28 protein-coding genes are annotated in these 26,981 nt (G+C 36.6%); 23 read left to right on the top strand and 5 right to left on the bottom strand.

From position 1 onward, the window contains the following. Positions 1 to 6: 6 nt before the first annotated feature. A complete protein-coding gene (locus SJY44_RS12425) occupies positions 7 to 1,551 on the bottom strand; it encodes a PglZ domain-containing protein (RefSeq protein WP_298926847.1) in 1,545 nt (514 codons plus the stop codon). Between the two features lie 35 nt (positions 1,552 to 1,586). On the opposite strand from SJY44_RS12425, the gene SJY44_RS12420 reads away from it, so the two are divergent. The 21 genes from SJY44_RS12420 (at position 1,587) to hisIE (ending at position 20,809) form a co-directional block, all read left to right on the top strand. Further along, positions 1,587 to 2,813, top strand: coding sequence for an HD domain-containing protein (locus SJY44_RS12420; protein WP_396589965.1), 1,227 nt, complete (start codon positions 1,587 to 1,589; stop codon positions 2,811 to 2,813). 23 nt (positions 2,814 to 2,836) lie between these two features. Further along, positions 2,837 to 3,862 (top strand): UDP-3-O-(3-hydroxymyristoyl)glucosamine N-acyltransferase, encoded by a 1,026-nt coding sequence (lpxD, locus tag SJY44_RS12415; protein ID WP_298926842.1) that lies wholly within the window; start codon positions 2,837 to 2,839, stop codon positions 3,860 to 3,862. Beyond that, complete coding sequence (locus tag SJY44_RS12410; protein WP_298926839.1) at positions 3,849 to 5,249, top strand: bifunctional UDP-3-O-[3-hydroxymyristoyl] N-acetylglucosamine deacetylase/3-hydroxyacyl-ACP dehydratase; 1,401 nt, start codon at positions 3,849 to 3,851, stop codon at positions 5,247 to 5,249. Before lpxD (SJY44_RS12415) ends, SJY44_RS12410 begins: the two co-directional genes overlap by 14 nt. A gap of 7 nt (positions 5,250 to 5,256) precedes the next feature. Then, positions 5,257 to 6,042 (top strand): acyl-ACP--UDP-N-acetylglucosamine O-acyltransferase, encoded by a 786-nt coding sequence (lpxA, locus tag SJY44_RS12405; RefSeq protein WP_298926836.1) that lies wholly within the window; start codon positions 5,257 to 5,259, stop codon positions 6,040 to 6,042. A gap of 4 nt (positions 6,043 to 6,046) precedes the next feature. Then, positions 6,047 to 6,613: an elongation factor P gene (efp, locus tag SJY44_RS12400; RefSeq protein WP_396589964.1), complete on the top strand. Its 567-nt coding sequence runs from the start codon at positions 6,047 to 6,049 to the stop codon at positions 6,611 to 6,613. A 5-nt stretch (positions 6,614 to 6,618) separates the two neighbouring features. Then, on the top strand, positions 6,619 to 7,560 hold the full coding sequence (gene lpxD / locus SJY44_RS12395; RefSeq protein ID WP_396589963.1) for a UDP-3-O-(3-hydroxymyristoyl)glucosamine N-acyltransferase: 942 nt from the start codon (positions 6,619 to 6,621) through the stop codon (positions 7,558 to 7,560). A gap of 59 nt (positions 7,561 to 7,619) precedes the next feature. Continuing rightward, positions 7,620 to 8,492 carry a succinate--CoA ligase subunit alpha gene (sucD, locus tag SJY44_RS12390; RefSeq protein ID WP_396589962.1) on the top strand — a complete coding sequence of 291 codons (873 nt, stop codon included), beginning with the start codon at positions 7,620 to 7,622 and terminating at the stop codon, positions 8,490 to 8,492. A 110-nt stretch (positions 8,493 to 8,602) separates the two neighbouring features. Next, positions 8,603 to 9,349: a 3-oxoacyl-[acyl-carrier-protein] reductase gene (gene fabG, locus SJY44_RS12385; RefSeq protein ID WP_396589961.1), complete on the top strand. Its 747-nt coding sequence runs from the start codon at positions 8,603 to 8,605 to the stop codon at positions 9,347 to 9,349. A 6-nt stretch (positions 9,350 to 9,355) separates the two neighbouring features. Beyond that, on the top strand, positions 9,356 to 11,389 hold the full coding sequence (locus SJY44_RS12380; RefSeq protein WP_396589960.1) for a vWA domain-containing protein: 2,034 nt from the start codon (positions 9,356 to 9,358) through the stop codon (positions 11,387 to 11,389). Positions 11,390 to 11,400: 11 nt separating this feature from the next. After that, a complete protein-coding gene (locus SJY44_RS12375) occupies positions 11,401 to 12,216 on the top strand; it encodes a prohibitin family protein (protein ID WP_298926821.1) in 816 nt (271 codons plus the stop codon). A 201-nt stretch (positions 12,217 to 12,417) separates the two neighbouring features. After that, positions 12,418 to 13,275 (top strand): ATP phosphoribosyltransferase, encoded by an 858-nt coding sequence (gene hisG, locus SJY44_RS12370; protein WP_396589959.1) that lies wholly within the window; start codon positions 12,418 to 12,420, stop codon positions 13,273 to 13,275. Position 13,276: 1 nt separating this feature from the next. Further along, positions 13,277 to 13,696, top strand: a complete 420-nt coding sequence (locus SJY44_RS12365; RefSeq protein ID WP_396589958.1) for a GNAT family N-acetyltransferase — start codon at positions 13,277 to 13,279, stop codon at positions 13,694 to 13,696. A gap of 6 nt (positions 13,697 to 13,702) precedes the next feature. Beyond that, entirely contained in the window at positions 13,703 to 14,986 is a 1,284-nt protein-coding gene (gene hisD / locus SJY44_RS12360; RefSeq protein ID WP_396589957.1) for a histidinol dehydrogenase, read from the top strand. Positions 14,987 to 14,988: 2 nt separating this feature from the next. After that, positions 14,989 to 16,032: a histidinol-phosphate transaminase gene (gene hisC / locus SJY44_RS12355; RefSeq protein ID WP_396589956.1), complete on the top strand. Its 1,044-nt coding sequence runs from the start codon at positions 14,989 to 14,991 to the stop codon at positions 16,030 to 16,032. Beyond that, a complete protein-coding gene (gene hisB, locus SJY44_RS12350; protein ID WP_396589955.1) occupies positions 16,032 to 17,168 on the top strand; it encodes a bifunctional histidinol-phosphatase/imidazoleglycerol-phosphate dehydratase HisB in 1,137 nt (378 codons plus the stop codon). The genes hisC and hisB overlap by 1 nt, the downstream gene beginning before the upstream one ends. Further along, entirely contained in the window at positions 17,169 to 17,750 is a 582-nt protein-coding gene (gene hisH, locus SJY44_RS12345; protein WP_396589954.1) for an imidazole glycerol phosphate synthase subunit HisH, read from the top strand. After that, on the top strand, positions 17,750 to 18,166 hold the full coding sequence (locus tag SJY44_RS12340) for a GNAT family N-acetyltransferase (protein ID WP_396589953.1): 417 nt from the start codon (positions 17,750 to 17,752) through the stop codon (positions 18,164 to 18,166). The genes hisH and SJY44_RS12340 overlap by 1 nt, the downstream gene beginning before the upstream one ends. Then, positions 18,167 to 18,946, top strand: a complete 780-nt coding sequence (locus SJY44_RS12335; protein ID WP_396589952.1) for a HisA/HisF-related TIM barrel protein — start codon at positions 18,167 to 18,169, stop codon at positions 18,944 to 18,946. After that, complete coding sequence (locus SJY44_RS12330; protein ID WP_147744554.1) at positions 18,939 to 19,451, top strand: DinB family protein; 513 nt, start codon at positions 18,939 to 18,941, stop codon at positions 19,449 to 19,451. The genes SJY44_RS12335 and SJY44_RS12330 overlap by 8 nt, the downstream gene beginning before the upstream one ends. Further along, positions 19,452 to 20,207 carry an imidazole glycerol phosphate synthase subunit HisF gene (hisF, locus tag SJY44_RS12325; protein WP_396589951.1) on the top strand — a complete coding sequence of 252 codons (756 nt, stop codon included), beginning with the start codon at positions 19,452 to 19,454 and terminating at the stop codon, positions 20,205 to 20,207. A 2-nt stretch (positions 20,208 to 20,209) separates the two neighbouring features. Beyond that, positions 20,210 to 20,809: a bifunctional phosphoribosyl-AMP cyclohydrolase/phosphoribosyl-ATP diphosphatase HisIE gene (hisIE, locus tag SJY44_RS12320; protein WP_396589950.1), complete on the top strand. Its 600-nt coding sequence runs from the start codon at positions 20,210 to 20,212 to the stop codon at positions 20,807 to 20,809. 8 nt (positions 20,810 to 20,817) lie between these two features. Here the strand turns inward: hisIE and SJY44_RS12315 are convergent, their stop codons facing one another. Together SJY44_RS12315 and SJY44_RS12310 are read right to left on the bottom strand one after the other, a co-directional pair. Beyond that, complete coding sequence (locus SJY44_RS12315; protein ID WP_298926763.1) at positions 20,818 to 21,501, bottom strand: hypothetical protein; 684 nt, start codon at positions 21,499 to 21,501, stop codon at positions 20,818 to 20,820. 91 nt (positions 21,502 to 21,592) lie between these two features. After that, positions 21,593 to 22,399, bottom strand: a complete 807-nt coding sequence (locus tag SJY44_RS12310; RefSeq protein WP_396589949.1) for a DUF1853 family protein — start codon at positions 22,397 to 22,399, stop codon at positions 21,593 to 21,595. A gap of 77 nt (positions 22,400 to 22,476) precedes the next feature. On the opposite strand from SJY44_RS12310, the gene SJY44_RS12305 reads away from it, so the two are divergent. Together SJY44_RS12305 and SJY44_RS12300 are read left to right on the top strand one after the other, a co-directional pair. Further along, positions 22,477 to 23,634 (top strand): VWA domain-containing protein, encoded by a 1,158-nt coding sequence (locus SJY44_RS12305; RefSeq protein ID WP_396589948.1) that lies wholly within the window; start codon positions 22,477 to 22,479, stop codon positions 23,632 to 23,634. 12 nt (positions 23,635 to 23,646) lie between these two features. Beyond that, complete coding sequence (locus SJY44_RS12300) at positions 23,647 to 25,116, top strand: magnesium chelatase (RefSeq protein ID WP_396589947.1); 1,470 nt, start codon at positions 23,647 to 23,649, stop codon at positions 25,114 to 25,116. A gap of 9 nt (positions 25,117 to 25,125) precedes the next feature. On the opposite strand, the gene SJY44_RS12295 is transcribed toward SJY44_RS12300, so the two are convergent. Continuing rightward, positions 25,126 to 25,608, bottom strand: coding sequence for a hypothetical protein (locus tag SJY44_RS12295; protein ID WP_396589946.1), 483 nt, complete (start codon positions 25,606 to 25,608; stop codon positions 25,126 to 25,128). 133 nt (positions 25,609 to 25,741) lie between these two features. Further along, positions 25,742 to 26,959 (bottom strand): DUF418 domain-containing protein, encoded by a 1,218-nt coding sequence (locus SJY44_RS12290; protein WP_396589945.1) that lies wholly within the window; start codon positions 26,957 to 26,959, stop codon positions 25,742 to 25,744. Between the last annotated feature and the right edge of the window lie 22 nt (positions 26,960 to 26,981).

Raw genomic sequence — 26,981 nt, 5'->3', positions numbered from 1 at the left:
AGTATATTATTTTGGGTCCAAAACTACAAAAGGAACAATAATTTCTTCTAATGATACGCCACCATGTTGATAGGTATTTCTATAATAACCTACGTAATGGTTGTAGTTGTTTGGATACGCAAAAAACAAATCGTTTTTGGCAAAAATATAGCAGCTGCTCAAATTGATATTTGGTAGATGAATGCTCTGCGGGTTTTTGGTGGCGAGTACATCCTTGTCCTCATACGTAAGACTTCTTCCTGTCTTATACCTTAAGTTAAGACTGGTTTCTCTATCACCGATTACCTTGGAGGGCTGTTTTACATTAATGGTTCCATGGTCTGTGGTCAAAATCAACTTCATACCCATATTTTGGGCTTGTTGAATAATTTCCAACAATGGCGAATTTTTGAACCAACTTAAAGTGAGTGAGCGATACGCTTTATCATTAGAGGCCAACTCTTTTATCACTTCCATCTCTGTTTTGGAGTGGGAGAGCATGTCCACAAAATTGTAAACGAGTACCGTAAGATCATTATCCTTCTGTGATTTGAAGTTTTGAGATAATTGTTTTCCTTGACGGAGACTACTGATTTTATGGTACTCCCACTTTAAGTTTAATCCCAATCGCTTTAGTTGAGCACCTAGAAACTCTGCTTCAAACAAGTTCTTACCACCTTCATCAGTATCGTTTTTCCACCAATTTGGATGTTGTTTTTCCATATCCAAAGGCATGAGTCCAGAGAAAATCGCATTTCTTGCATATTGCGTTGCCGTAGGAAGAATGCTGTAATATGACCCCTCTTGTTTTTTCTTGTAATGCACTGCCAGTGTTTCTTCAAAAGCAACCCATTGATCATATCTTAAATTATCAATTACTATTAATAAAGTCTTGTTCCCATCCAACTCTGGTTGAATCTTTTCTCTGAAAAGGGTATGGGACATGACTGGACCATCATTATCCTTGAACCAATCACTATAGTTCTTATCCACAAACTTGCTAAACTGCGAATTGGCTTCAACTTTTTGAGATTCTAAAATTTCGAACATTCCAGAGTCTTCAATTTCTTCCAATTGAAGTTCCCAGTAAATAAGTTTTTTATAAAGTTCTGCCCACTCTTCATGGCTGTTGACCATGGATAAATCCATGGCAATCTTTCTAAATTCTTGCTGATAATTTGAAGTAGTTTTTTCTGAAACCAACCGCGAGTTATCTAAACTCTTTTTTAAGGACAACAATATTTGATTTGGATTTACAGGCTTAATTAAATAGTCGGCAATCTTAGAACCTATCGCCTCATCCATAATATACTCTTCCTCACTTTTAGTGATCATTACCACAGGTATGGAAGCGTCATGCTTTTTAATTTCGGTCAAGGTTTCCAAACCAGAAAGCCCAGGCATGTTCTCATCTAAAAAAACAATGTCAAAAAAGGTGTTTTTTATTTCATCCAATGCATCCTGACCACTTTGACTGGTAACTACTTTATAGTTTTTCTTTTCAAGAAAAAGGATATGGGGTTTTAATAGATCGATCTCGTCATCGACCCATAGAATGGTAATCTTGTTCATATAGTAGTTATCTTTGTGTAATTAAAACAAACTCCTTGGTCCAAACCAATAAGCTTAAAGTCTTTAACGATCCAATTTACGGTTTTATTGGAACTCCAAATGAACTTATTTTTAGCCTGATAGCTCATCCGTACTTTCAGAGATTGCGCAGAATTTCGCAAATGGGCATGTCTTATCTGGTTTACCCTGGTGCGCATCATACAAGATTTCACCATGCGCTTGGGAGTATGCACTTGATGACCAAAGCGATACAAATCCTTAAATGGAAAAATATTGAGATTAGTCCAGATGAAGAAACGGGATTGCTTTGTGCTATTTTGCTCCATGATATTGGCCATGGACCATTTTCTCATGCGCTGGAAGGGTTTATAGTTCCTGACTTGAATCATGAACGACTGTCTTTGGAATTTATGACGGAACTGAACAAGGAATTTAGCGGTAGATTGGAAACAGCAATTGCCATTTTTAAAGGAGAGTATTCTAAGCCCTTTATGAACCAATTAGTGTCCAGTCAGCTTGATATGGACCGATTGGATTATTTAAAGCGAGACAGTTTTTATTCAGGAGTGACGGAAGGAAACATAAATTCTGAACGGCTTATTTCTATGTTGAATGTTGTTGATGAGCATTTGGTTGTGGAAGAAAAGGGAATCTATGCTGTTGAAAAATTTTTAATGGCCCGAAGGTTTATGTATTGGCAGGTATACCTTCATAAAACAGGACTGGTTGCAGAACAATTGTTGGTTCGTGTCATGCGCCGTGCTCGCGAACTTTTAGAAATGGGAAAAGAATTGAAAGGAAGCCAAGCCTTTTTATTTTTTCTGAGTCAGAATACTGCTATTCCTTTTAACACTCGACTATTGGAGAAATTTGCACAATTGGACGATATAGATATTATGAGTGCCATAAAATCATGGCAATTTCACGATGACTTTGTACTTTCCAAAATGTGTAAAATGCTCCTAAACAGAACTTTGCTAAATGTAAAGATTAAAAACAAGCCTATTGATTCGCAAAAGTTTGAGGAAAAGATCAATAGCGTAATCCAGAACCAAAATATTACAAGAGTAGAAGCTGAGTATTTTGTGTTTCAAGGGGAGATAACGAACAAGGCCTACAGTGAAAACCATCAAACCATAAATATTCTCAAGAAAAATGGAAAAGTCACAGACGTTTTGAAGGAATCTGATCAGCTTAGTTTAAAAGCTCTTTCCAAAACGGTAACAAAATATTATAGCTGCTATCCAAAAGAACCTGTTTAACAAATTTTGTTACTTTTGCTGAAATGAAATTTACAGCCACCCAAATTGCCGGAATTTTAGAGGGAGAAGTTGAGGGAAATCCTCAGATTGCTGTACACAAACTATCCAAAATAGAAGAAGGAGAAAAAGGATCTCTTACATTTTTAGCGAACCCTAAGTATACTTCTTTCATTTATTCAACCAAAGCGTCCATTACAATAGTTAATAAGGATTTTATTCCTGAGCAGGATTTATCCACAACCTTAATAAAGGTAGAGGATGCGTATAAGTCTTTTTCCAAATTGCTGGAATATTATAATCAGGTAAAGAATAATAAAGTAGGAATTGAAAACCCGGCTTTTATTTCAGATAGTGTTGTTTACGGAGATGGATTTTACCTTGGAGCATTTTCCTATTTAGGGGATAATGTGGAAATAGGCAAGAACGTTAAGATTTATCCTAATGTATACATTGGTGATAATGTTACCATCGGAGATAATGTTATGGTTTTCGCTGGCTCAAAAATATACTCGGAATCTATTATCGGTAATAATTGTGTAATTCATAGTGGAGTAATTATTGGAGCAGATGGCTTCGGGTTTACCCCAAATGAAAAAGGAGAATATAGTAAGGTCCCACAAACAGGCAACGTTATCTTGGAAGACAATGTGGACGTTGGAGCAGGCACAACCATAGATAGAGCAACATTAGGTTCAACTATACTTAGGAAAGGTGTAAAATTGGATAATCAAATTCAAATTGCACATAATGTTGAGATTGGAGAACATACCGCTATAGCTGCCCAAACGGGGATTGCAGGTTCTACCAGAATTGGCAAACACTGTCTTATTGGTGGCCAAGTTGGTATAGTGGGGCATATTACCATAGGTGATAGGGTAAGGATACAGGCGCAATCAGGAATTGGAAGAAATGTAAAGGACGATGAAGTTCTTCAAGGGTCGCCCGCATTAAATTATGGGGACTACAATAAATCATATGTACATTTTAAAAATTTACCAAAGCTGGTAAATACAATCACCAACCTCGAAAAAAAAGTTGAAGGTGAATAGCAATAAGCAATGCACAATAAAAAATAAAGTAACGCTAGAAGGAGTAGGGTTACATACCGGTGAGAACGTCACTATGACTTTTGTTCCAGCAAAAGTAAATCATGGGTTTGCCTTTAAAAGATTAGATCTGGAAGGAGAACCTATAATTGAAGCGGATGCAAATTATGTTGTTAATACACAGCGTGGCACCAATCTAGAAAAGAACGGAGTAAAAATTCAAACTTCAGAGCATGTTTTGGCCGCATTGGTTGGTCTTGGCATTGATAACGTTGTTATTGAATTGGACGCACCAGAACCACCCATCATGGATGGTTCTTCAAAGTTTTTTGTTAAAGCTTTGGAGGAAGCCGAAATTGTGGAACAAGAGCAAGACCGGAAAGAATATGTGGTAAAAGACATTATTTCATATAAGGATGAAGCTACTGGCAGCGAGATTACCGTTATTCCTTCCAATCAGTATCAAATCACCACAATGGTTGATTTTGGCACTAAAGTTTTAGGTACCCAAAATGCTAATTTGGAGCAAATTTCTGACTTTAAAGAAGAGATTGCAGATGCCCGTACTTTTAGTTTCCTGCATGAGTTGGAAATGTTATTGGAACACGGCTTAATTAAAGGTGGTGATTTGAATAACGCTATTGTTTATGTGGATAAGGAGATATCTGAATCCACCATGAAAAAGTTGGAAAAAGCTTTTGATAAAAAGAAGTTATCTGTAAAACCAAATGGGATACTGGATAATTTGACCCTGCATTACCCTAATGAAGCTGCACGCCATAAATTGTTGGACGTGGTAGGGGATTTAGCACTTGCGGGAACTAGAATTAGAGGAAAGGTTATCGCTAACAAGCCGGGGCACTATGTAAATACCCAGTTTGCAAAAAAGCTCCAAAAAATTATTAAGCAAGAAAGAAGAAATTACGTTCCCGAAGTAGATTTGCATGCCACGCCGGTGAAGGATATTACTCAGATAATGCAAATGTTGCCGCACAGACCACCTTTCTTATTGGTCGATAAAATTTTGGAGTTATCAGAAGAGCATGTAATTGGGATGAAGAATGTCACTATGAATGAGCCCTTTTTTGTTGGACACTTTCCTGGAGCACCCGTAATGCCTGGAGTATTACAATTAGAGGCAATGGCACAAACAGGAGGTATATTGGTGCTAAGTACCGTACCAGACCCTGAAAATTATTTGACCTATCTTTTGAAGATAGACAATGTAAAATACAAACAACAGGTTGTACCTGGAGATACACTTATTTTTAAACTGGATTTAATGACTCCTATAAGAAGAGGTATTTGTCAAATGCAAGCAAGAGCATATGCTAATGGCAAGTTGGTTTCAGAAGCAGAAATAATGGCTCAAATTATAAAAGTAAAATAAGACTAGCATGAATCAACCCCTCGCTTACGTGCATCCTGGTGCTAAGATTGCCAAAAATGTTGTTATAGAACCCTTTACAACTATTCATAACAATGTGACTATAGGAGAAGGGACATGGATTGGCTCCAATGTCACTATAATGGAAGGTGCCCGTATCGGAAAAAATTGCAATATTTTTCCTGGCGCCGTTATTTCTGCCACACCCCAAGATTTAAAATATCAAGGAGAAGAAACAACTGTTCATATTGGCAATAATACCACTATACGTGAATGTGCTACCATAAATAAGGGTACGGTGGACCGTATGAAAACTGTAATAGGAAATGATTGTTTAATAATGGCATATTGCCATGTTGCCCATGACTGCTTTGTAGGGGATGGTTCTATTTTCAGCAACAATTCTACATTAGCAGGTCACGTGACTATAGGAAAGAATGTGGTTTTGGCAGGTATGGTAGCTGTGCATCAATTTGTTTCTATAGGGAATCATGCATTTGTTACCGGAGGTTCATTGGTAAGAAAAGATGTACCACCTTTTGTAAAGGCAGCTAGAGAGCCACTTTCTTATGTTGGAATCAATTCAATAGGATTACGTAGAAGAGGATTCGAGGCGCATAAAATTAGAGAGGTACAAAATATTTATCGCATACTTTATCAAAGAAATTATAACAATTCCCAAGCTGCTTCTATTATAGAAGCAGAAATGGAAGCAACTCCTGAACGTGATGAAATCCTTCAATTTATAAGAGATTCGCAGCGAGGAATTATGAAAGGATATTTCAGTTCAAATTAAAACTATGGCAAGTACTTCAGATATAAGAAAAGGGTTGTGTATTAAATACAACCATGATATTTTTAAAATAATAGAATTTCTTCATGTAAAACCAGGCAAAGGGCCTGCTTTTGTTAGAACCAAGCTTAAAAGTGTTACTACAGGAAAAGTAATAGACAATACTTTTTCTGCAGGCCATAAAATTGAAGATGTACGAGTAGAGACTCGCTCCTATCAATATTTATATGCAGAAGGAGACACCTTTCATTTTATGAATACTGATGACTATAACCAGATTTCATTGGAGAAAAGCTCATTGGACGCACCTGATTTATTAAAAGAAGGCCAAGTAGTTACCATTTTATTCAACACAGAAGATAGTATGCCTCTTTCTGTTGATATGCCCGCTAGCGTAATATTGGAAGTAACACATGCTGAACCTGGAGTTAAGGGAAATACAGCCACTAACGCAACCAAGCCTGCTACCGTGGAAACTGGCGCAAGAATCAACGTACCTCTTTTTATTAATGAAGGAGATAAGATAAAAGTTGACACAGAAAAAGGCGCTTATATGGAAAGGGTAAAAGAATAACCTGAATGAAATTCCCTAGAACCTATACTTTAAAAGAGATATCAGAAATAATTAATACTGAGTTTATTGGAGATTCTAATTTTTCAATACAAGGAATAAATGAAATCCATGTAGTAGAGAAAGGTGATATTGTTTTTGTGGATCATCCAAAGTATTATGATAAAGCTTTAGAGTCCAATGCCTCCGTAGTCCTTATCAATAAAAAAGTTGAATGTCCAGAAGGAAAAGCGCTTCTAATTTCTGATGATCCATTTAGAGATTTTAATAAGCTCACTCATTTTTTTAAACCCTTTAAAAGTGCTTCCAGTTCAATATCGGAAACAGCAGAAATCGGTGATGGCACTATAATTCAACCCAACACTTTTATTGGTAATCACGTAAAAATCGGAAAGAATTGTGTTATCCATGCCAATGTTTCCATTTATGATAATTGTGTTATCGGGAACAATGTTGTTATCCACAGTGGAACAGTACTTGGAGCAGATGCATTCTACTATAAAAATAGGCCTGAAGGATTTGATAAACTGCTTTCTGGCGGCAGAGTAGTAATAGAGGATAATGTGGACATAGGCGCTTCTTGTACCATTGATAGGGGAGTAACGGGAGACACAACTATAAAACAAGGATCTAAACTGGACAATCAAATCCAAATTGGACATGACACCGTAATAGGTCAAAAATGTTTAATTGCCTCCCATACGGGAATAGCTGGCTGCGTAGTTGTTGAAGATGAAGTAACGCTTTGGGGCCAAGTTGGAGTAATTAGTGGAATTACCATTGGTAAGGGAGCTGTGGTATATGCACAATCTGGTGTTGCCGAAAGTTTGGAAGGTGGGAAAACTTATTTTGGTAGCCCAGCAACAAATGCACGGGCAAAAATGAAAGAATTGGCAACTATAAAAAACCTTCCTTCATTGCTTAAGAATGCTAAAAGAAATAGCAAGTAAATTACTTTAAATATTATGGACAAAACCATACTTTTGTCCAGCGTAATAATCAGAAAAATATGAGTGTTCTAGTAAATAAAGATTCAAAAATAATTGTTCAAGGTTTCACAGGGAGCGAAGGAACATTCCATGCAGGTCAAATGATTGAATATGGAACCAATGTTGTAGGTGGTGTTACTCCAGGAAAAGGTGGGCAAGAGCACTTAGGAAGACCTGTCTTTAATACAGTTGAAGATGCTGTTAGAGAAGTAGGAGCTGATACAACTATTATTTTTGTGCCGCCTGCATTTGCTGCAGACGCTATAATGGAAGCTGCTAGTGCTGGAATTAAAGTGATTATTACAATCACAGAAGGAATTCCTGTTGCTGACATGGTAAAGGCGAATGATTATATAAAAAATATGGATTGTACCTTGGTTGGTCCTAACTGTCCAGGTGTTATTACTCCTGGTGAAGCAAAAGTAGGTATCATGCCTGGTTTTGTTTTCAAGAAGGGACACGTTGGAATTGTTTCTAAATCAGGAACATTGACATATGAAGCTGCAGATCAAGTAGTACGTCAAGGATTAGGAATTACTACCGCTATAGGAATTGGAGGAGATCCGATTATTGGAACAACAACAAAAGAAGCCGTAGAACTTTTAATAAATGACCCAGAGACAGAATGTGTCGTTATGATTGGTGAAATAGGAGGTCAATTAGAAGCAGATGCAGCCAAATGGTATAAAGAAAGTGGAAGCAAGAAACCTATTGTTGGTTTTATTGCAGGTGAGACTGCACCAGCTGGGAGAACAATGGGGCATGCGGGTGCTATAGTAGGAGGCAGTGATGATACTGCTCAAGCTAAAAAACGTATCATGAGCGAATGTGGCATCCATGTGGTGGATTCTCCTGCAAAGATAGGCGTTAAAGTAAAAGAAGTGATTGGATAACCAATCGTTAAAACTATTGTAAATCCCGTGCTATACGGGATTTTTTTTCGTCAATACGTAAAACAAAAACTATATTTGATTATCAACCAGACGACTAAATTTTGAATATTATGAAACTTTTGGAGGGCAAAAATGTAATCATTACTGGAGCAAGTAGAGGAATAGGAAAAGGAATAGCTCAGGTATTTGGACAACATGGGGCCAATGTGGCTTTTACTTACAGTTCTAGCGAAGCACCAGCTTTAGAACTTGAAAAAGAACTTTCAAGTATGGGAGTTAAGGCTAAAGCCTATAAAAGTAATGCTGCAAGTTTTTCAGAATCAGAGGAGTTAGTAGCAAAGGTATTGGAGGATTTTGATGGTATCGACGTCCTTATAAATAATGCAGGAATCACCAAGGACAACCTCTTGATGAGAATGGGAGAGGAAGATTTTGATAAAGTGATAGAAATCAATTTGAAATCTGTTTTCAATATGACCAAAGCGGTTCAACGTACCATGTTGAAACAACGTAAAGGGTCAATAATAAATATGAGCAGTGTAGTAGGGGTGAAAGGAAATGCAGGGCAGGCCAACTATGCGGCATCTAAAGCAGGAATGATTGGGTTTACAAAATCAGTAGCATTGGAGATTGGATCAAGAAACATTCGTTGCAATGCAATTGCACCAGGCTTTATTGAAACTGAAATGACTGATAAATTAGACGAAAAGACCGTTCAAGGTTGGAGAGATGCGATTCCATTAAAAAGAGGTGGAAGTCCAGAAGATGTTGCTAATGCGTGCTTGTTCTTGGCTTCAGATTTATCTGCTTATGTTACCGGTCAAGTCCTTAATGTTGATGGTGGTATGTTAACCTAAAAATTAATGGAAATACGTACGGTACTCCTTATTGTTTTAGCAGTCCTTGCTGCGCTTACCACCGTATTCTTTCAATATTTTTATAAAAACCCCAGAAAGGGCAATCTTAGAATTATTCTGGCAGGACTTCGTTTTGTGGCTTTGTTTTGTGCATTACTTTTATTGATCAATCCAAAGTTTACACGACACGAATATTTTCTAGAGAAAGCTAACCTCATTGTGTTAGTGGATGATTCTTCCTCTATGCAAGATGCCTCATCAGAAAACTCAGTTGAAAACCAGGTAAAAAACGTAATAGAAAATCAAGATTTAAATGACCGGTTTTCTATTCAAAAATATACCTTCGGAGCTAAAATTTCGCAAACTGACTCTTTATATTTCGATAAAAAAAATACAGATATCTCCAATGCACTTTCTACCGTTGATGAAATATTTGTAAACGGTTCAAATACAGTACTACTTTTTACAGATGGCAATCAAACGCTAGGGAAAGATTACGAGTATATAAACTTATCTGATGACCTATCTGTAAACCCTGTAATTGTTGGTGACACCACTGCTTATGAGGATATTTCCATAGGACAGGTCAATACAAATACCTATGCTTTTCTGAAAAACAAATTTCCTATTGAAGCCACAGTTCTATATAAAGGTTCAAAGTCAGTCTCAAAGACCGTGACCATTTCCTTAAATGGAAAATCAATCTATACCAAGAACATAGATCTGAATAAAAACCAAAACAGTCAGACTATAAATGCATTGTTAGAGGCAGGAAGCGTAGGGGTCAAGTCAATTAGAATAGATGTTCAACCTCTTGAAAATGAAAAAAACATCATTAACAATAGTAAAGAGACTGCCATTGAAGTCATTGATGAAAAAACCAATGTTGCCATTATCTCAGATGTACTTCATCCAGATGTAGGGGCATTAAAAAAATCAATTGAAACTAATGAACAACGTTCCGTTACAATTTTAAAACCAACAGTTTCAATAGATAGATTTATAGACACTGATCTCTTTATCCTATATCAACCCAACCGTAAGTTTAAAAACGTATATGACCATCTATCAAAAATAAGAGCCAATATTTTCACCATTACAGGAACAAAAACAGATTGGGGATTTTTAAACCAAGTGCAGCAAAGCTTCTTTAAAGAAAATTTTAATCAGAACGAAGAAATAATTCCTGTTCTTAATAATGCTTTTGCCATTTTTGGACTTGGGAATTTCAATGTTGTTGATTTTCCACCTTTGCAAAACGGTTTAGGAGACATAGATTTTAAAAAAAAAGCAGAGACAATTCTATTTCAAAGAATCAGGGGAATAGATTTGGACAAACCTCTGTTTGCCATTATTGCTGAAGACAAGCAAAAAGAAGCTGTATTATTTGGGGAAAATGTATGGAAATGGAGAGCTCAGACTTATCGCAATGGCAAAAATTTCAAAGATTTTGATGATTTTATAGGCAAGCTGATGGTTTATTTGGCTAGCGATAACCAAAGGAGCAGATTGGAACTAGATTTTGATTTAGTATTTGATGACTCTAGTATGGCCAGAATTAGAGCTTCATATTTTGATGAAAGCTATAATTTTGATTCAAATTCCAATATCAGTATCAAAATTGATGGAAAGGAAAATGGGTTTTCTAGAGAAGCTCCCATGTTGTTAAAAGGTTCTTTTTTTGAAATTGATCTAAGTGATTTGGATGCTGGTGAATATGATTTTACAGTTATTGCAGAAGGGGAGAACCTAAAGCGCTCAGCATCTTTTAAAATCCTAGATTTCAATCCTGAAAAGCAAACCATATCTTCAAATTACAACAAGCTTGAAAAGCTCGCCGATAATACAAATGGAGCAATTTACTTTCCTAATGACATGGATTTATTGATAGAGAATCTGTCAGGTGCTGAACAGTACGTTCCAATTCAAAAGAGCAAGCAAAATGTCGTATCTTTAATCGATTTCCGAATCTTACTCGGAATAATTGTTTTGACCCTCTCATTAGAATGGTTTATCAGAAAATTTAACGGACTAACATAAAATAAAAAAACATGGATAGATTACCAAAGATTGCATTACCAGCAATAGCAATCATAATTTTTTTAGTTATTTTAACCTCAAAGTCGGCCATTACCATTGACTCAGGTGAAGCGGGAGTGCTTTACAAAACTTTTGGTGGCGGTGTTGTAACAGATGAACCTGCCTTAGGAGAAGGTTTTCATTTAGTGGCGCCTTGGAACAAGGTGTACGTCTACGAAGTACGTCAACAAGAAGTATTTGAAAAAATGCAGGTGTTGTCTTCGAATGGTCTAGAGATTAAGCTTGACGCTTCAGCTTGGTTTGAGCCAAAGCGGGAGTTTTTGGGAAAACTACACCAAGAGAAAGGTACAGAGTATATTCAACGAGTATTGCTTCCCACAATTCGTTCTGCCGCAAGAAGCGTGGTTGGCCGGTATACACCGGAACAATTGTATTCAAGCAAAAGGGATGCTATTCAACAAGAAATTTTTGAAGAAACAAAGAAGATCGTAGAGGGGCAATATATCCAATTGAACGAAGTATTGGTACGTGATGTTACCTTGCCTGCCACCATCAAAGAGGCAATAGAACGAAAATTAAAGCAAGAACAGGAATCTTTGGAATATGAATTCCGATTAGTTACCGCTAAGAAAGAGGCAGAAAAAGTAACTATTGAAGCACAGGGTAAGGCAGATGCCAACCGTATTTTAAGTGCTTCCTTAACGGATAAAATACTTCAGGACAAAGGAATAGATGCTACATTGGAGCTTTCAAAATCTCCAAATTCAAAAGTTGTTATTGTAGGTAGTGGAGATTCTGGCCTGCCTTTAATTTTGGGAAATAACTAAATAACTCTTTTTTGATATAAAAATATATTCTACTTTTGAAGTCGAAATGAGAAATAACAACACACATCATCACCATTTTTATACTTGCACTCAGGCGAGATAGAAATGTATTGTTGTTTTTAAAATATATTCTAACCCGTTTGAGAAATCAAACGGGTTTTGTTTTTGTACCTGTTTGATTTCCAAACAAAATGTAATGAAATGACAAAAATTAGAATTGCTGTTCAAAAGAGTGGACGTTTGAACGAAGACTCTTTAAAGATTTTAAAAGATTGCGGGATTTCCATCGACAATGGAAAAGATCAACTAAAAGCCACGGCACGCAATTTTCCATTAGAAGTACTATACCTTAGAAATGGTGACATTCCCCAATATCTAAGAGATGGTGTAGTTGATATCGCTATCCTTGGAGAAAACGTGTTGGTGGAAAAAGGAGCGGACATTACCATAGCTGAAAAATTAAACTTTTCAAAATGCAGGGTATGTTTGGCGGTGCCTAAAGGTGTATCATACAATTCTGTTCAGGATTTAGAAGGCAAACGCATTGCTACTTCGTATCCAAATACTGTCAATGATTATCTAAAGTCCAAAGGTGTAAATGCAGATTTACATATAATCAATGGGTCTGTGGAAATAGCTCCCAATATTGGTTTGGCAGATGGCATTTGTGATATCGTTTCCAGTGGGAGCACTCTTTTTAAAAACAATTTAAAAGAGGTAGAGGTAATCTTAAAGAGTGAAGCGGTATTGGCCGTCTCTTCAAAGATTTCAGAAGAACGAAAGGAAATCCTAGGAAAACTTCGCTTTAGAATAAAATCAGTATTGCAAGGAAGACATAATAAATATGTTTTACTGAATGCACCTAATGAAAAGCTGGATGACATTATTGCCTTATTGCCTGGAATGCGCAGTCCCACGGTATTGCCATTAGCAGAAGAAGGTTGGAGTTCAGTACATACCGTAATTAAGAAGGACACTTTTTGGGAAGTCATAGACGAATTAAAATTGGCTGGAGCTGAAGGGATTTTGGTTTGCCCAATTGAAAAAATGGTTTTATAATATGTACAACATAGCTTTTATAGGGCAAAAGGACAAAAAAACAATTGTTCCATTTTTGAGCAGACTTGACCCTTCTATTTCTGTTGAAGTATTAAATGAAAGATTAGAGGAGATGTTTTCCAATGGATATCAGTGTGTTGGTGTTTATGACAGTTCCAAGCTTATTGGCATTTCTGGTTTATGGATATTGACCAAATATTATATTGGAAAGCATATTGAATTGGATAATGTATTCATTCTGCCAGAATACCAAGGTAAAGGCGTTGGCAAGCATATGATGGAATGGATTTTTAATTACGCTATATCCATTGGGTGTAAAGGTTCTGAACTTAATTGTTATACAAAGAACAAATCCGGTCAAAAGTTCTGGGAAAGAGAGGGCTATCAAATGGTAGGCTATCACTATCAAAAAAGATTTTGAAAAGCTATGCAGAAAATTAGTTATCCAAATAGAGAAAAATGGGAAGAGCTACTAAAAAGGCCTACTCAAAGCGTTTCGGATATTGAAGAAACAGTCAATACAATTTTTGAGGAGGTAAAAACTGATGGAGATACGGCCATAAGAAATTATACTAAAAAATTTGACAAGATTCAATTAGAGTCGTTTTTGGTTTCTAAAGAAGAATTAGAAAAGGCATCAACTGAAGTTTCAGAAGAGTTGAAACAAGCCATTTCTTTAGCCAAAAAAAATATTGAAAGGTTTCATACTGCTCAAAAAACAGAAAAAGTAGCGTTGGAAACAATGCCTGGGGTTCTGTGTTGGCAAGAGAAAAAACCTATTCAAAAAGTTGGGTTGTATATCCCAGGTGGAACAGCTCCGCTGTTTTCAACAATTTTGATGTTGGCAGTTCCTGCTAAGATTGCCGGTTGCAAAGAGATCATCCTTTGCACGCCACCTGACCAAAAAGGAAAAATCAATCCAACAATTTTGTATACAGCTCAACTGTGCGGAGTAACACAGATTTTCAAAGTTGGCGGTATACAAGCCATAGCGGGCATGACCTTTGGGACAAATACCATCCCAAAAGTTTATAAGATATTTGGACCAGGAAATCAATACGTTACTGTAGCTAAGCAAATAGCGACAAAATATGGAGTAGCTATAGACATGCCAGCAGGACCAAGTGAGTTGTTGGTTGTGGCTGATGATTCTGCCAATACCGCCTTTGTGGCATCAGACTTATTGAGCCAAGCGGAACACGGTATAGATAGTCAGGTCATATTGGTTTCTACTTCAGAAAAACTATTAGATGGTGTTGCAGCGGAAATAGAAAATCAAATACAGTCACTTCCACGTAAAGCCATAGCTGAAAAAGCTATTGAGAACAGCAAGCTTATTTTAATAGATAACGATGAAAAGGCAATTGATTTAATCAATGAATATGGTCCTGAACATTATATTGTCTGTGTAGAAAATGAGGAATTTTATATAGAGAATACGGTTAATGCAGGTTCAGTATTTATAGGGAACTATACACCTGAAAGTGCAGGAGACTATGCATCAGGAACCAATCATACCCTCCCCACAAACGGATATGCAAAGCAATATAGTGGTGTAAATCTTGATAGTTTTATGAAGAGTATGACTTTTCAGAAAATAAATCATGAAGGGATTTTGGGTATTGGTAATGCAATTGAACTAATGGCAGAAGCAGAAGGTTTGCAGGCTCATAAAAATGCTGTGACCCTAAGACTAAAAAGTTTGGAATAACGATGGTTTTCAATATAGATAAATTAGTACGCGAAACAGTTAGAGGGTTAAAGCCTTATTCGTCAGCAAGAGATGAGTATGTTTCTGATGGCTCTAAAATGATTTTTTTAGATGCTAATGAAAACCCTTTTGAAAATGGTCTGAATCGCTATCCCGACCCACAACAACGTAGCCTAAAAACACTTTTGGCAGAACAGAAACAAGTTCTTGAAACGAATATTCTCCTAGGAAACGGCAGTGATGAAGTTTTAGATTTGATATTTAGAGCTTTCTGTGAACCTAACCAAGATAACATCATCACCTTACCGCCAACCTACGGTATGTATAAAGTACTTTCTGGAATTAATGCCGTTGAGAATAGAGAAGTTCTGCTAACATCTGATTTTGAACCAGATGTATTCCAAATCCTAGAAAACGTAGATGAGAAAACCAAGATCATATTCATTTGTTCACCCAACAACCCAACTGGTAACTCCTTTCAAAAGAAGCGTATTGAAGAATTGGTAGAGAACTTTAATGGTCTAGTGGTCATTGATGAAGCATATATTGATTTCTCAGAAAGCGAGAGTTGGTTATTAGTTTTGGCTAACCATCCAAATCTGATTATTACTCAAACAATGTCCAAAGCCTACGGTATGGCAGGTATTCGCTTGGGGATATGCTATGCATCCGCAGAAATTATTGCTATCCTTAACAAAATAAAACCGCCATACAACATAAATCAGCTTACCCAGTATCAAGCGCTCAAAAGAGTACTAGATGATACAATGGTTCAAGAGGAAGTTGAGCAGATTTTAAAAGAACGCAAAACTTTGGTTCAAGTATTGAATGAATTGGATTTTGTGAATAAGACCTACCCATCAGATTCAAATTTTGTGTTGGTGAAAGTTGATGATGCGGACAAAAGATATCAAGAACTCTTGGAGGCACAAGTTGTGGTGCGTAACAGAAGTAATCAGCCTTTGTGTGAAAATACTTTAAGGTTTACAGTAGGTACTCCGGATGAGAACAAAAAACTGATTGCTATTTTAAAAGAACTAAAGTAATGGCTAAAAAAGTACTTTTTATAGATAGAGATGGTACCATCATAAAAGAAACTGTTGGTGAACAGATAGATGCATTTGAAAAAATGATTTTCTATCCCAAAGCATTTACATTCTTAGGTAAAATTGCAAAAGAGTTGGATTATGAATTGGTCATGATTACCAATCAAGATGGTCTAGGTACTGATATCTTTCCAGAGGAGAACTTCTGGCCTGTTCATGATTTCATTTTGAAATCCTTTGAAAATGAAGGAGTTGTTTTTGATAAGGTTTTTATAGACCGGACATTTCCTAAAGACAATGCCGATACAAGAAAACCTGGAACTGGTTTGCTAACTGAATACTTTACTGAAGAATATGATCTAGAAAATTCATTTGTGCTCGGTGATCGGTTAACGGATATGGAATTGGCGAAAAACTTAGGTGCAAAAGGAATTTTCATTAATGATGAGACCAATTTGGGAACTGGGGAGATTACGGTAAAGCGAGAAGAACTTGACGACCATATCGTTTTAGAGAGCAACGATTGGGAGAAAATCTATGAATTTTTAAAGTTGGAAAATCGGGTTTCGGAGATTTCAAGAAAGACCAATGAAACTGATATCCAAATTAAACTAAATCTAGATGGGACTGGAAAAAGCAATATCAATACAGGGCTGGCATTTTTTGATCATATGTTGGACCAACTTGCCAGACACGGGCAAATGGATTTGGAAATAAAAGTAAATGGTGATTTAGAAGTGGATGAACACCATACCATTGAAGATACAGCCATTGCATTAGGAGAGGTGTTTTCTAAGGCTCTAGGGAATAAACTAGGCATAGAACGTTATGGCTTCTGTTTACCCATGGATGACTGCTTGGCACAAGTAGCAATTGATTTTGGTGGACGTAATTGGTTGGTTTGGGATGCAAGCTTTAATCGTGAAAAAGTGGGTGATATGCCAACAGAGATGTTTCATCACTTTTTTAAATCCTTTACTGATGGCGCAAAGGCCAACTTGAACGTGAAAGCTGAAGGAACAAATGAGCACCATAAAATCGAAGGAATTTTTAAAGCATTTGCAAAGTCAATTAAAATGGCGGTGAAAAGAGATGTTGAAAAGATGGTGCTACCATCTACAAAGGGAATTTTATAAATGAAGATAGTAATCATCAATTATGGTGCGGGGAATATTCAGAGCATCAAATTTGCGATACAACGTTTGGGCTACGATGCTGTTTTAAGTGACAATGTTGAAGAAATTCAAAATGCGGATAAAGTGATATTTCCCGGGGTAGGCGAAGCAAGCTCTGCAATGACCAAGTTAAGAACAAGTGGTTTGGATAAGATAATCCCTAATTTAAAGCAACCTGTTTTGGGTATTTGTTTAGGAATGCAATTGATGTGTAATTTTTCTGAAGAAGGAAATACTGATGGGCTTGGAATTTTTGATTTAGATGTGGTAAAATTTCCAAAATCTGTAAAAGTGCCTCAAATAGGGTGGAATGAGATCAGAGGGTTAAAATCAAATTTATTCAAAACCATTCCAGAAAAATCCCATATTTATTTGGTGCACAGTTATTATGCGCCACTTGGTGATGAAACTATAGCAGAATCAGAATATGCCCTGGGATATAGCGCGGCATTGCAGAAAGATAATTTTTATGGAACACAATTTCACCCTGAAAAAAGTAGTGACGTAGGAGCACAGATTTTGAAAAACTTTTTAGAACTATAATGAGTGCTAATTTTTATATATCGACTGAGAAATCAAAAATGGATGTCCCATTGATTCATAAATACCTTTCTGAAGAATCCTATTGGGCGAAAGGAAGAAGTGAGGAATTGGTGGTTAAATCTATGGAGAATGCATTATGTTTTGGTGTTTTCGCCAAAGATGGAGAACAAATTGCCTTTGCCAGAATTGCTACGGATTTTGTGGTTTTCGCGTGGTTAATGGATGTTTTTGTTGTAGAAAAACATCAAGGAAAAGGAATCGGAAAAATGCTTTTGGACTATATTTTTAATTACCCGGAATTACAAAATGTAAATGGAATGGGATTACGCACCAATGATGCCCATTCACTTTATGCGACTTATGGTTTTGAATCCATTCCCAATCCTGAAACATGGATGTTTAAAAAGACGAACTAAATGCGAATAATTCCAGCTATAGATATTATCGACGGTAAGTGTGTCAGATTATCCAAAGGCGATTATGACACCAAAAAAGTATACAATGAAAATCCATTGGAAGTTGCCATGCAATTTGAGGCTCATGGAATAGAGCATTTGCATTTGGTGGATTTAGATGGTGCCAAATCAAAGCATATTGTCAACCATAAAGTGTTGGAAAGTATCGCGACCAAAACCAGTTTAAAAATTGATTTTGGAGGCGGTTTAAAGACGGATGAGGACTTACATATCGCTTTTGAATCCGGTGCAAGTCAAATAACAGGAGGGAGCATTGCAGTAAAGGATAAAGAAACCTTCTTAGGGTGGCTACAAAAATACGGCTCAACAAAAATCATTTTGGGTGCTGACGCCAAAGATGAAAAAGTATCAATCTCCGGATGGTTGGAAGACTCTGATAAGGAGTTAATCCCTTTTATTCAATCGTATCAGAAAAAAGGAGTTAAATACATTATTTGTACGGATATCAGCAAAGACGGAATGCTGGAAGGCCCATCATTTGATCTTTATAAAAAGATTTTATCCAAGACAATGAAAAATGAAACTTCAGTTACAGGGAGTGGGGTAGAAGATATAGAGGTAGTTGGTATAAATTTGATTGCAAGCGGTGGTATTTCTAGTTTTGAGGAGTTGCCAAAACTAGCAGAAATTGGTTGTGAAGGAACTATTATTGGCAAAGCCATCTATGAAAATAGAATTAGCTTGAAGCAGTTGGAAAACTATATTTTGGAAAATGGATAATCAGATACAAGAGGAATTTGTGCTCAATGCAAATTATCGAATGGACGAAAGTCTAAGAATGATAAAAATTTGCTTAGACAAGTTGTCTGAAGAAGTAATTTGGCAGAAGCCAAATGAAGCGACCAATAGTATTGGAAATTTAATCTTGCACTTATGCGGTAACATTACCCAATACGGAATTGCTTCACTTCAAGGTATAGAGGACAATCGAAATCGTGATGAAGAGTTTTCAGTATTGTCAGGATATACCAAAAACGAACTTTTTCAGAAGTTGGTTTCTACAGTTGAAGACGCAAAAAAAGCCATTTCAGAAGTTACTATTGAAGAGTTATTAAAGAAAAGATCGGTCCAGGGTTTTGAGTTTTCTGGTGTTGGAAACATTGTTCATGTAGTTGAGCATTTGTCTTATCATACAGGGCAAATAGCATTGTGGACCAAGATATTGAATAATAGAGATCTGGGATTTTATGATGGAGTGGACCTCACGGTAAAAAATGAAGATTAAATGCTAACGAAAAGAATAATCCCTTGCTTGGATATTAAAAACGGACGTACCGTAAAGGGAATCAACTTTGTTGATTTAAGGGATGCTGGTGACCCTGTGGAACTTGCAGAAATTTATGCCCAAGAAGGAGCGGATGAACTGGTATTCTTAGATATTTCGGCTACTGAAGAAAGAAGAAAGACTTTGGCGGAACTAGTGTATCACGTTGCAGAAAAAGTCAACATACCATTTACCGTTGGTGGTGGAATATCATCAGTCGAGGATGTCGATGTTTTGCTTCAAAACGGAGCGGACAAAGTTTCTATCAATTCTTCAGCAGTAAAAAGACCAGAGTTAATCAATGAATTGGTATCCAAATTTGGGTCTCAATGCATTGTGGTTGCTATAGATGCCAAACAAGTAGGTGGCAATTGGAAAGTGCATTTAGTAGGGGGAAAGGTGCCTACGGAAATTGATTTGTTTGAATGGGCCAAAGAAGTTGAGGAACGTGGAGCAGGAGAAATTCTGTTTACTTCCATGGATCACGATGGTACAAAAAACGGATTTGCGAACAAGGCTTTGGCAAAATTGTCTACCCTTGTCAACATTCCGGTAATTGCTTCAGGTGGAGCAGGAGCTGTTTCGCATTTTACAGATACCTTTATCGATGGAAAAGCCGACGCTGCCTTGGCGGCAAGTATTTTTCATTTTAAGGAAATTGAAATAAAAGATTTAAAAAAAGAACTTAAGAAAGAGGGAATCCCCGTTAGATTATAGATATGAAAATAGACTTCACTAAAAATACAGACGGATTGGTTCCAGTAATTGTTCAAGATGCTAAGACAAAGAATGTCTTAATGTTGGGGTATATGAATCAAGAAGCGTTAGATGTGACCCAAAAGACCAAGAAAGTTACTTTCTTTAGCCGTAGTAAAAATCGACTTTGGACAAAGGGAGAGGAGAGTGGAAACTTCTTAGGACTTATAGGCATAAAAAATGATTGTGATCATGATACCTTACTAGTTTCTGTAAATCCAGAAGGGCCAACCTGCCATAAAGGAACGGATACTTGTTGGGCAGAAGAAAATGTTCAGGGGTATGGGTTTCTTTCCACTTTGGAAGAGATTATTACATCCCGTAAAGAAGATGTTGAAAACCCCGATAGCTATGTAGCATCACTTTTTAGAAAGGGAATTAATAAAATAGCTCAAAAGGTAGGGGAAGAAGCGGTGGAGACGGTTATTGAGGCAAAGGACAACAATGATGAACTTTTTCTGAGTGAGAGTGCCGATCTACTGTTTCACTACTTGATATTGTTACAGGCTAAAGGATACACACTGAATGATATTGAAAAGGTGCTGATGGAGCGGCATAAATAGGTAGAGTGCTATTCTTTTTCCGAAATATTTTTCTTGTAACGATTTCTTCCCATATTAAAGACGCCAACTTTTACGCCAATACCAGTAGAAAAGCCATTTAATCTCTTAATAGGACTAGTGGCCAAATCTATTTTATTTGTGAAACGGTATTTGACACCTGCCTCTAATTGTACGTATCTGGATATGTTGAAAAGTGCACTTACTCCCGGTTCAACAACAAAAATAGTATTTACATTTTCAAACTCGTCATCTATAAATTCATCATCAAAATCGTCTTCCCCTGGGGTTGTGTAACCAATTCCGCCTACTCCAACGAACAAAGGGAAAGATAGGTTGACCCTTTTTTTACTAAAGAAAATAGGTTCCAAGTGTGCTCCTACATATGCTCCAATGAGTTTATTGTCAACATCTTGAACGGTAATGAACTCTTGGTCTGACTGCAGAACGGTAGCCGCTATACCAACTTCAAACTGTTGATTGGCAACATAGGCCATTTTAAAACCAAAACCATAGGTAGGTATACTTTTCAATTCCCCATAGTGAGCAGTAAGCCCTAAATAAACCCCATGAACTACATTCTTACGGTCATTAAATTCAATGTAATCTTTAGGTTCCTCTTCCTGAGCTTTTAATTGTGAACTACAGCATAGCAATACTAGAAGTAAAACAAATTGAGTAAAGTTCTTTAGCATAAATTTTCAATTATAATCTAAAGACAAGTCAAATTGTGAAAGGTTGCATATAGATTAAATTAGTTTAAAAATTTTATCAAATGATACAAGCTTACCACCAAACCACAAACAGTTTTTCAATGGTGCCATCTGGTTTTTTAAGCCAAAGCATGGGCGCATTTTCTTTTAACATCCTCAAGTTAATTTCTAAAAGTATCTCATAATGAGTGATATATGCTCTATTTAAACTAGGTGCTATTGCCCATTCCCTTTTAAATGGCATATAGTATTCGAATGTTTTAAACGCTTGTGAGTTGAAATCATCAAACCGAATCCAGTTCCCTTCAATGCAATTCTTGTTTAATGGTCGTATTGAAATAGGAATATCAGAATAGGGGGCGAAAAGCTGCGTTTTAAAGCACACTTCTTGTTTAATGGTCTCTGGGTTTACCTGTAATTTTTGAAGTTTATCTTTTAGCTCTGCAGCATACAACAATGGAAATTGCTTTTCTTTCAATTTATCCAATTTGGTAAAGAACATGTCTTTTTTATTGGGTCCCATTAAACGTTGAATAGGTTCAGATATTTCTGGATTGACGATGTAGAACTTATAAGCCAATTCTACATGGTAAATCTGTGCGGTTGTCCTATTTCTAATGATAAAATCGAGTTCACCCAATCTAATTTTGCCTTTATCAATCAATATGTTTTTTGCAATGACTTCCCAGTGTTCAGAAAATGAAATAAGTTGGTCAAATACATACTCCATTTGATGGCCAAGTCTCAACCGTTCATTAATCGGATTTGATTCAAATTTTGACAATTGAATATGAGGAAATTCAAACTGTTGAACTCCAAATTGTTTGTTTATCCAAAGGGGAGGAGTATTGTAAAAACCAAAACATAATTCCTTTTCCATGATTACAAACATAAACAGAAGCGTTAAGTTTTCATTAAAGCCGTGATGGTAGAACCAGAATGTGTTAATTTTATATAATGGCTATGAATACAAGAAAGGGATTTCGTTTTACCACCTACGAAGCTCCTGATCAAACTCCGTTCGAAAAACTTTTTGAGATTTTTCAAGAATTGGTCACGCATACTTCTGGAGATGTGGAAGAGGCCTTGGATTGGCTGCGGGAATTGGATAAGGAGTATGAGCTTACCAATGACGATTATACCATTGATGATTTTATAGAAGATTTAAAGGCCAAAGGCTTTATCCGCGAAGAGTTTGATACAGACGGAGAACAAAGTGAAGGAAAAGGCGAAGAAGGTGATGGCGGTGGAAGTCTATCCATAACGGCCAAATTAGAACGTGCGCTACGGCAAAGGGCTTTGGAGCAAATATTTGGGAAATTAAAAAGAAGCGGTTCTGGAAACCATAAAACTGGCAAATCGGGCAGGGGAGATGAACATACTGGAGAATTTAGAGAGTATCGTTTTGGAGATGCCCTAGAGCATATCTCTATGACGGAAAGTTTAAAAAACGCCCAAATTAATCATGGTTTAGATAGTTTTTCTTTGAGTGAAGAAGATTTGGTAGTGGAAGACACCCAGTATAAGGCTCAAATGAGTACTGTGTTAATGATAGATATCAGCCATAGTATGATTTTATATGGAGAAGACAGAATAACTCCAGCCAAGAAAGTAGCTATGGCGCTTGCTGAATTAATCACAACCCGGTATCCTAAGGATACATTGGACATTTTGGTTTTTGGCAATGATGCTTGGCCCATTCCAATCAAAGATTTACCCTATTTAAAGGTTGGACCATATCATACCAATACCGTTGCAGGTCTTCAGTTGGCTATGGATATGCTGAGGAGAAAAAGGAATACCAACAAGCAGATTTTTATGATTACCGATGGAAAACCATCTTGCTTAAGACTACCCAACGGGGACTATTATAAAAACAGCGTCGGGCTTGATGATTATATAGTGGAGAAGTGTTATGCTATGGCGCAACAGGCCAGAAAATTGCATATCCCCATAACAACATTTATGATTGCCCAAGACCCTTATCTAATGCAGTTTGTACGAGAATTTACTCAAGCCAATAAAGGGAAAGCATTCTATACCGGACTGAAAGGATTAGGGGAAATGATTTTTGAGGATTACGAACAAAATAGAAGAAAAAGAATTAAAGGATAGCACTTATACACGATGAAGCTAGATCACAATAAAATAAAAACCCTTGGGCAATTAAAAGCTTCTGGGTACGAGAGTAAAGGCATTAAGGATGAATTGCGAGAAAATCTATTAGAGAAAATCGCTAACGGAGAAGAAACTTTCCATGGTGTTTGGGGTTATGAAAACTCGGTAATACCGGAATTGGAGCGTGCCATTTTATCTCGACATAACATCAACCTACTGGGTCTTCGAGGACAAGCTAAAACAAGGCTGGCCAGGCTAATGGTTCAGTTATTGGATGAATGGATTCCAGTTATTGAAGGTTCTGAAGTCCACGACGATCCGTTTCAGCCTATTTCTAGATTTGCTACAGAGCTCATTAAAGAGAAAGGTGATGAAACCGCTGTCAATTGGATTCATAGGGACGAACGATTCTATGAGAAACTAGCCACGCCAGATGTAACCGTTGCGGATTTAATAGGGGATATAGATCCTATAAAGGCGGCAAACCTAAAGCTTTCTTATGCGGATGATAGGGTGATTCATTTTGGAATGATACCAAGAGCAAATCGCTGTATTTTTGTTATAAATGAACTTCCAGACCTTCAAGCAAGAATTCAAGTGGCGCTGTTTAACATATTGCAAGAAGGGGATATACAAATTAGAGGATTTAAGTTGAGACTTGCTTTGGATTTACAATTTGTGTTTACAGCAAACCCTGAAGACTATACCAATAGAGGTAGTATTGTAACTCCATTGAAAGATAGAATCGGCTCACAAATACTTACCCATTATCCAGAAAGTATAGACATCGCAAAGAAGATAACCAAACAAGAAGCTCAATTAGATAGTAGACAATCGGATAACATTCATGTACCCGAAATTGCAATGGATGTTTTGGAACAAATCAGTTTTGAAGCGCGAAAAAGTGAATATGTTGATGCAAAAAGTGGTGTAAGTGCAAGAATGAGTATAACCGCTTTTGAGAATTTACTAAGTACTGCGGAACGACGAATGATGAAATCTAGTGAAAAGAACACTACCGTTCGTTTAAGTGATTTTATGGGAGTAATCCCTTCCATAACCGGTAAAATTGAGCTGGTTTACGAAGGAGAACAAGAAGGTGCTGGATCCGTTGCAGAAATATTGGTGGAGGATTCCATAAAGTCTTTGTTCCCAAGCTATTTTCCAGAGATTTCCAAATTGGAGCGTAAAGATGCCGAAACCGTTTATGATGATTTAATCCATTGGTTTTTTGATGGGGAAGGTTTTGATTTGTTGGATGAAGATTCCGATAAAGAATACCGAGCCAAGCTAGATGCTGTGGTTCCTTTAAATGATTTACTACGCGAACATCAACCAGAGGTTTTAAAAGAAGACTCTTATTTTATGAAAGAATTATTGCTTTGGGGATTGGTTGCCCATAAAAAGTTGAGCAAACAACGATTCACGCAAGGGTATCAGTTTAAAGACTTGTACGGAAGCTACATTAGAGGATTATAGCCTTTAATACTACTGCCAGATATTTAGATTGTCATTGTAGTTTTCAAAATTGTATTGCCCTATATGCTGTTTTCTATGCCAGAAAGACATCAACGTCAATAATGGTAATAAACAATACAAAACCAAAGTAATGGTGCCAATGGGAACAAAAGTAGTCGGCATTATATGTTCTTGGTATTCAGAGGTGCTGCTTAAAACTAGAGCACTATCATAGATTTTAAAGAAATATACAATCATTATTGCATAGAGCGCATATTCCAAATTACGCATTTTGGGATCAGGCAGTTCACCTTCGGTTATTTTAAACCAAATCACATATAAATACAGAAAATGTGCACTACTTAATAAAGGGAAAATATAATTGTCTGGCTTTAAAAAATAGAACCTGCTGGTATACAGGCCATAAAAGTTTAGAATAATCAAAGCGAGGAGTATTATCAAGATAATAATACTATTTCTTTTCCATGTAAGTAAGTTAGAAATCAAGTTCATATCGAATGAGATTTGGGTCGCTCAAAAGTTTCATTCAAAGAACGGGATTATCAATCGGTACATTTCAAACAAATCGATAAACAGTTAAGTATGTTAGTTAATCCGAAAAAATACTATAGTGTTTACGACTAAACTACTTTTTTAATGGGAAAATTCTTAAAAAAGTTGCACTGCGCCATAGCCACTCTAGGGGACCGTAACGAAACTTATTAAGCCACCATTTGCTCAATAGCATTTGCATTGCAATCACCAATATTGCAATACCAAACGTATAGGTATTCCTTAATTCTCCAATATAACCCATGCCCCATCCAAAAAGTAGAAAGGTGCCAATAACACTTTGAAAGAAATAATTGGTCAATGCCATTTTGCCATATGGCGCAAACTTGACCAACCATTTTTGGGGCTTTGTCCTTTTATACAGAATTATAAAAACACTGATAAGAATAAAGGTTACGGCCACATTATTCAAGTCCATTGCAGTAAGCCCAAACATTGCTATCCATTTATCAAAAGTCACATTTTCTCCCATACTGCCAAAGGTCACTGCCATTAATGCACCAGAAACTACAAATAATACCAAAGACGATATCCAAGTACGTTTTATCAACTTTTTATGTTTTTCATAGTTTTGAAAAAAACCTGTTCTCCCTATATAAAGACCTAAAAGAAAAAATCCATACGTAACATAACCCCTTCCAAAAACTCCAAATTGGAAATTCATTTTATTAAGATGGCTGTTGTATGAGTTTGCAGAAAAAACATCTAATAAAGCCCCATTCTTTAAAGTACTGTAATACTCCAATACCATTGGATTATCTGGAGTAATGTCCATATTTCCAAATAAGTTTTCACCCTTTGTAAAAAAGAATACAATGTATCTTCCCAATCCTAAAAAAAGAAGGGTAACAATTCCTAAAATCCATTTACTATTGATTTTGTAAAATGGAATCAATAAAATTCCCAGTAGCGCATAAACCGTTAAGATATCACCAGCATAAAAAAGACTGTGTAGGTAACCTATTGATAATAAAAGAACTAATCTCCATAGAAAACGGCCGCCAAAATATTCCCCTCTTTGCGAAGCATTATCCATTTGGATAAAGAAACTCAGTCCAAATAGAAATGAAAACAAAGCGAAAAACTTCCCTCTTAGAAAGAGCCCTATAAAGCCATCGACAATATCATCTCCAATACCTTGATGCACAGCCTCATTAAAGCCTCCGGGTGCTGGTGCGCCTATGTAATTCTCAACCATATGAACAATTACAATACCAGCTAAAGAGAATCCTCTAAGGGCATCTATAATTTCAATTCTTTCTTGTGGAAGGATGGTTTTTGAAGTTTTCATGATTGTTAGTTTGATTGATGCA

It is taken from the genome of Allomuricauda sp. R78024 (genome assembly GCF_044596045.1).
Taxonomy (GTDB): domain Bacteria; phylum Bacteroidota; class Bacteroidia; order Flavobacteriales; family Flavobacteriaceae; genus Flagellimonas.
The sequence above is the reverse complement of the archived record's forward strand: the minus strand, read 5'-3'. Positions and strand labels throughout refer to the sequence as shown.

Excerpts from the sequence above, each read along its gene's own strand:
- SJY44_RS12310 (WP_396589949.1), bottom strand. The coding sequence starts at position 22,399 with ATGGAAAAGGAATTATGTTTTGGTTTTTACAATACTCCTCCCCTTTGG.
- sucD (WP_396589962.1), top strand. The coding sequence starts at position 7,620 with ATGAGTGTTCTAGTAAATAAAGATTCAAAAATAATTGTTCAAGGTTTC.
- SJY44_RS12425 (WP_298926847.1), bottom strand. The coding sequence starts at position 1,551 with ATGAACAAGATTACCATTCTATGGGTCGATGACGAGATCGATCTATTA.
- fabG (WP_396589961.1), top strand. The coding sequence starts at position 8,603 with ATGAAACTTTTGGAGGGCAAAAATGTAATCATTACTGGAGCAAGTAGA.
- hisH (WP_396589954.1), top strand. The coding sequence starts at position 17,169 with ATGAAGATAGTAATCATCAATTATGGTGCGGGGAATATTCAGAGCATC.
- SJY44_RS12380 (WP_396589960.1), top strand. The coding sequence starts at position 9,356 with ATGGAAATACGTACGGTACTCCTTATTGTTTTAGCAGTCCTTGCTGCG.
- SJY44_RS12295 (WP_396589946.1), bottom strand. The coding sequence starts at position 25,608 with ATGAACTTGATTTCTAACTTACTTACATGGAAAAGAAATAGTATTATT.
- SJY44_RS12365 (WP_396589958.1), top strand. The coding sequence starts at position 13,277 with ATGTACAACATAGCTTTTATAGGGCAAAAGGACAAAAAAACAATTGTT.
- hisF (WP_396589951.1), top strand. The coding sequence starts at position 19,452 with ATGCTAACGAAAAGAATAATCCCTTGCTTGGATATTAAAAACGGACGT.
- hisC (WP_396589956.1), top strand. The coding sequence starts at position 14,989 with ATGGTTTTCAATATAGATAAATTAGTACGCGAAACAGTTAGAGGGTTA.
- SJY44_RS12315 (WP_298926763.1), bottom strand. The coding sequence starts at position 21,501 with ATGCTAAAGAACTTTACTCAATTTGTTTTACTTCTAGTATTGCTATGC.
- hisIE (WP_396589950.1), top strand. The coding sequence starts at position 20,210 with ATGAAAATAGACTTCACTAAAAATACAGACGGATTGGTTCCAGTAATT.
- SJY44_RS12290 (WP_396589945.1), bottom strand. The coding sequence starts at position 26,959 with ATGAAAACTTCAAAAACCATCCTTCCACAAGAAAGAATTGAAATTATA.
- hisG (WP_396589959.1), top strand. The coding sequence starts at position 12,418 with ATGACAAAAATTAGAATTGCTGTTCAAAAGAGTGGACGTTTGAACGAA.
- SJY44_RS12300 (WP_396589947.1), top strand. The coding sequence starts at position 23,647 with ATGAAGCTAGATCACAATAAAATAAAAACCCTTGGGCAATTAAAAGCT.
- SJY44_RS12375 (WP_298926821.1), top strand. The coding sequence starts at position 11,401 with ATGGATAGATTACCAAAGATTGCATTACCAGCAATAGCAATCATAATT.
- hisB (WP_396589955.1), top strand. The coding sequence starts at position 16,032 with ATGGCTAAAAAAGTACTTTTTATAGATAGAGATGGTACCATCATAAAA.
- efp (WP_396589964.1), top strand. The coding sequence starts at position 6,047 with ATGGCAAGTACTTCAGATATAAGAAAAGGGTTGTGTATTAAATACAAC.
- SJY44_RS12305 (WP_396589948.1), top strand. The coding sequence starts at position 22,477 with ATGGCTATGAATACAAGAAAGGGATTTCGTTTTACCACCTACGAAGCT.
- lpxA (WP_298926836.1), top strand. The coding sequence starts at position 5,257 with ATGAATCAACCCCTCGCTTACGTGCATCCTGGTGCTAAGATTGCCAAA.
- hisD (WP_396589957.1), top strand. The coding sequence starts at position 13,703 with ATGCAGAAAATTAGTTATCCAAATAGAGAAAAATGGGAAGAGCTACTA.
- SJY44_RS12330 (WP_147744554.1), top strand. The coding sequence starts at position 18,939 with ATGGATAATCAGATACAAGAGGAATTTGTGCTCAATGCAAATTATCGA.
- SJY44_RS12335 (WP_396589952.1), top strand. The coding sequence starts at position 18,167 with ATGCGAATAATTCCAGCTATAGATATTATCGACGGTAAGTGTGTCAGA.
- lpxD (WP_298926842.1), top strand. The coding sequence starts at position 2,837 with ATGAAATTTACAGCCACCCAAATTGCCGGAATTTTAGAGGGAGAAGTT.
- SJY44_RS12340 (WP_396589953.1), top strand. The coding sequence starts at position 17,750 with ATGAGTGCTAATTTTTATATATCGACTGAGAAATCAAAAATGGATGTC.
- lpxD (WP_396589963.1), top strand. The coding sequence starts at position 6,619 with ATGAAATTCCCTAGAACCTATACTTTAAAAGAGATATCAGAAATAATT.